The following is a 3,436-nucleotide window of genomic DNA, read 5'->3' on the forward strand; positions in this document are numbered from 1 at the left end:
GCCCATTGTTCGGCGCAGGTTGAAAACATAAAGATTACCTCAAGTCGTGTTTTTTATTGGGATCAATCTATGAGGTAAAAGTTCAATAACGAGGGGGCGGGTTAAAATATTTGTGTAGGAAAGACAGGGGTATTGGCCGCCAGATTACTGAGGAACATGCTGCCAGCTGAGCCACCTGTGCTGATACTCACGCTATGGTGTTCGGTTTTAAAATCCGATTTTTTTGTTTGGCCTTACCGATGGTGAAACCGATCACTAATACCAGCGAGGCCGGACAGTTGATTATCCGGCTTGTTGAGAATAGTTGACGGTTAAAAGCAGGAAGCTCCCGGCCATTGACCGGGACGCCTAATTAACAAAAATCCTGTTCTATATTACCTTCCGCCTTTAGGATTGCCAAAAAGCGTTGATACGCAGTTTCATCTAATTCAAGTAGATCGTCCAGCAACTGTTCTTCTATTAATGCCCAATGATGAACACTTTTAGCATCATCATTTGAGAAAAAAACAGTTTTAAAACATATCGTTGTATCGATAACTGAGACTTCATGAGACTTATATGCCTGTAAACCTCCATAATTTGGTGGTAACCCATAAAAATATGTTTCATCACCAAACCAATATATGGCAAAAACATCAACAATAGAGCCATCTGATTCTTGTATTTTCATTTAACATTATCCTTTATTGAATCTATTACCTTTTTAGGATCCTGTTGGATTCTCTGAGGAGTAGTAATTTTCATGTCATAGGCTTTACCAGTATTTGAGTTGTACTGGTAATGGATAGTTATTGTTTGTCCATTAGGGAGCCTATGTTTTGCTTCCATTTTCTGAAAACCAGCCGCTGTAGGAAAACAGGGATCTTTATTCATACCTAACAATTTACTTCCCTGTGACGGATTTGATTCAACCTGTTTCCAGAAAGTTTGCTCATTCAAATCCCTTGGCGCAGCAACTTGTTGTCCTAGTTTCGCGGTAGATATCTTTTCAGCATTTTTGATAATCTGTTGATGATAAACAGTATTAGCCGATTTATCACCCAGATTCGTTGTGCCTTGACTGTTTTTCCCAATCTTTTCCAGCGCCGTTTTCTCTGTATTAACAGCCGTACCTGTGCTTCCCTTTGTTGTTGGCGATGATTTCGGCCGTTGCTGCTCTTTCTCTTTATCAAAGATAGGGCTGAGGGCATTGTTATCATGGTCGGTATCCCGGCTGAGCCACCTGTGCTGATACTCACGCGATGGTGTTCGGTTTTGAAATTCGCTTTTTTTGTTTGGCCTTACCGATGGTAAAACTGATCACCAATACTAGCGAGGCTGGACAGTTGATTATCCGGCTCGTTGAGAATAACTGACGGCTAAAAGGGAAGATCCCAGCGCTTGGCTGGGATCTTGTATCAGTCAAAGTTCCAATGAATATGCTTTAACAAAATCATTGTACGTTTCATGTAGATGATAAAAATTTGCATCAGGTTCAGTTTTTAATACCCGATATCTCCCTACCAATTTATCAAAAAGCCCCTCAGGTACAGGATATGGTTTAGGTTCATTTTTTGCACAATAGAAGTAGAACAATGCCTTTTCTAATTCGGGAATAGACAATGATTCAGTTTTATTGAGCAAATAATCAAAAGCATCTTGCCAATTGGATTCCGATAACATCAAAAAATCCAAAGCAATAGATTTGACTGACTCACTATGCAAAAGATTTACGTTTAGGATTTTTATACAAAAATCCAAACAACATTCAGAGTCTTTCAATAACAACTCGCCTAAATAATCTATCGCATTGTCAGAAGGATCTTCGTATGAATTTGCATTCACATAGCCATGTTCAAGATAACTATTTAATCCTGTAATCAATTCAATAAGTTTTATTCTTGCTGTCATTTGAAAATTCCTGTTTGAACAGTCGCTAATCTCTTCGAACCATCAGGCAAAATTGTCCAAGTTGCATAAACTCTAACCTCACCATTATTTCCTGAAACAACGACAGACGTTTTTCTGTTTTCAGGTGTAATGCTTTTTGCTGAATCCAGCAGTTTATCTATTATCATATGGTTATTAGCTTTAGTATCAGGAAGACCTGCATTATTTAGCACCCTATTCATTTCTTGAGAACGCTCAACATTGTGAATTTTCTTCTCCAAAATAGATAAATTCGCCTTATTTTCTGGATTCTTAGCAAATTCCTTTTGGCTTCTAATTCGTAATTCTTTCAATGCATTGTATTCTTTTTTGAGTGCATCAAGATCACCCGCTGCTTTACCTCGCATATAAAGTTCTACTTTATCAACTGGTATCTTGGCATCACCTTTTACGGCAGTAATATGCTCTTTACCGTGCATATCAGGAAGTGACTTAATTTCAAAAGTCTTATTCGCATGTTTTACATTTTGGGTATTAGGTGCTTTTGACTCCCCATTTCTAGCATTAACCTGTTGACTTGTGGATGAGTTAGTCCCTTTTGCCTCTGTATTCCCAGTTTGGTTATGCAGTGTTTGCGCGGTTTCCGTGCCCGAGTGATTCCCCGGTTTAGTGGCAGATTCTGGGGTACCTTGTGACTGAGGCTTCTTCCCGGCTATTCCCAGCCCAATTATCCCGCTGTTGCCCACTTTCGGCATTACACCAAACTGCTCCGCAAACTCCTTGCCTTCAACAACCTTCTTTACCACATCTGGCAGTGACTGGTAAATCGCCTGGGCACTTTCTGCATTCTCTGCCTGTACAAAGCGGTTTAACTGTGCCATCTCCTCACTACTGAGACTGGAGAAGAATGAAGTCCGGTTCAGGCCACTGGCGGCATCTGTTCCCGAGTTCATCATTTCCCAAACGGACACCACACAGCCCGGATTATGGGAGCAGTCATTTGCCACGCCTTCCTGACGGTTTTTCTCGCTACGCTCTTTAAACTTGTCGTAAATCGCTTGCTTATTTGCGCCCGTCTTTTCTGCTTCCAGCAGTTCCTCTTTCAGTTCGTGGACATCTTTGGCCGTCAGGAAGTTATTCTCAATCGCATTCTTCCCGGCCTGGGCCCCGGTGACGGCGCTGCCGGTAGAGTCACCGGCAATGCCGCCTGCCAGCCCTGCCGCCAGGGTGGAGAGGGTGCTGATGGTCTGTTTTTCCTCTTCACTTAAGTCACTGACTTTAGCATTTTCTCCGTGAATATGCTTCATCAGTTCTCGGGCGGCCAGTTCACCGCCTGCCGCTCCTGCTGCCCCCGCCAGCGCATTGTTACCACTGACTTCGGCGGCCACTGCCCCCAGAATGGCATGGGCCAGAGTATTGGTGACGACATCGACTTGATGAGTTTTCGGGTCGGTAGTCAGGTCTTTAATCACCCCGGCCAGGTAAGGGGAAGCGCCGCCCGCCAGTGCCTGACCCATATTTCCGCCCGCGAGTCCCTGAATGGCCGCGGTAGCCGCCTGTAAAGCAG

Annotated in this window: 4 protein-coding genes; all 4 read right to left on the reverse strand. The window is 43.1% G+C overall.

Going from position 1 to position 3,436, the window contains the following annotated elements; all coding sequences use genetic code 11:
- Window positions 1–352: 352 nt before the first annotated feature.
- Window positions 353–670, reverse strand: coding sequence for a hypothetical protein (locus CKY02_RS22590; protein WP_112896965.1), 318 nt, complete (start codon window positions 668–670; stop codon window positions 353–355).
- Window positions 667–939 (reverse strand): hypothetical protein, encoded by a 273-nt coding sequence (locus tag CKY02_RS26040; RefSeq protein ID WP_112896966.1) that lies wholly within the window; start codon window positions 937–939, stop codon window positions 667–669. The genes CKY02_RS22590 and CKY02_RS26040 overlap by 4 nt, the downstream gene beginning before the upstream one ends.
- Window positions 940–1,401: 462 nt before the next feature.
- The gene (locus CKY02_RS22605) at window positions 1,402–1,890 is read right to left on the reverse strand and encodes a hypothetical protein (RefSeq protein WP_112896967.1); all 489 of its coding nucleotides are present in this window, start codon (window positions 1,888–1,890) and stop codon (window positions 1,402–1,404) included.
- The coding region (locus CKY02_RS26045; protein ID WP_240002124.1) for a VENN motif pre-toxin domain-containing protein at window positions 1,887–3,436 on the reverse strand (1,550 nt) is incomplete at its 5' end. The genes CKY02_RS26045 and CKY02_RS22605, both read right to left, overlap by 4 nt.

This window comes from Photorhabdus bodei, assembly GCF_003287735.1.
In the GTDB taxonomy this organism is placed as follows: Bacteria; Pseudomonadota; Gammaproteobacteria; order Enterobacterales; family Enterobacteriaceae; genus Photorhabdus; species Photorhabdus kayaii.

Coding starts and splice junctions, on each gene's coding strand:
- CKY02_RS22590 (WP_112896965.1), bottom strand. CDS start 670: ATGAAAATACAAGAATCAGATGGCTCTATTGTTGATGTTTTTGCCATA.
- CKY02_RS22605 (WP_112896967.1), bottom strand. CDS start 1,890: ATGACAGCAAGAATAAAACTTATTGAATTGATTACAGGATTAAATAGT.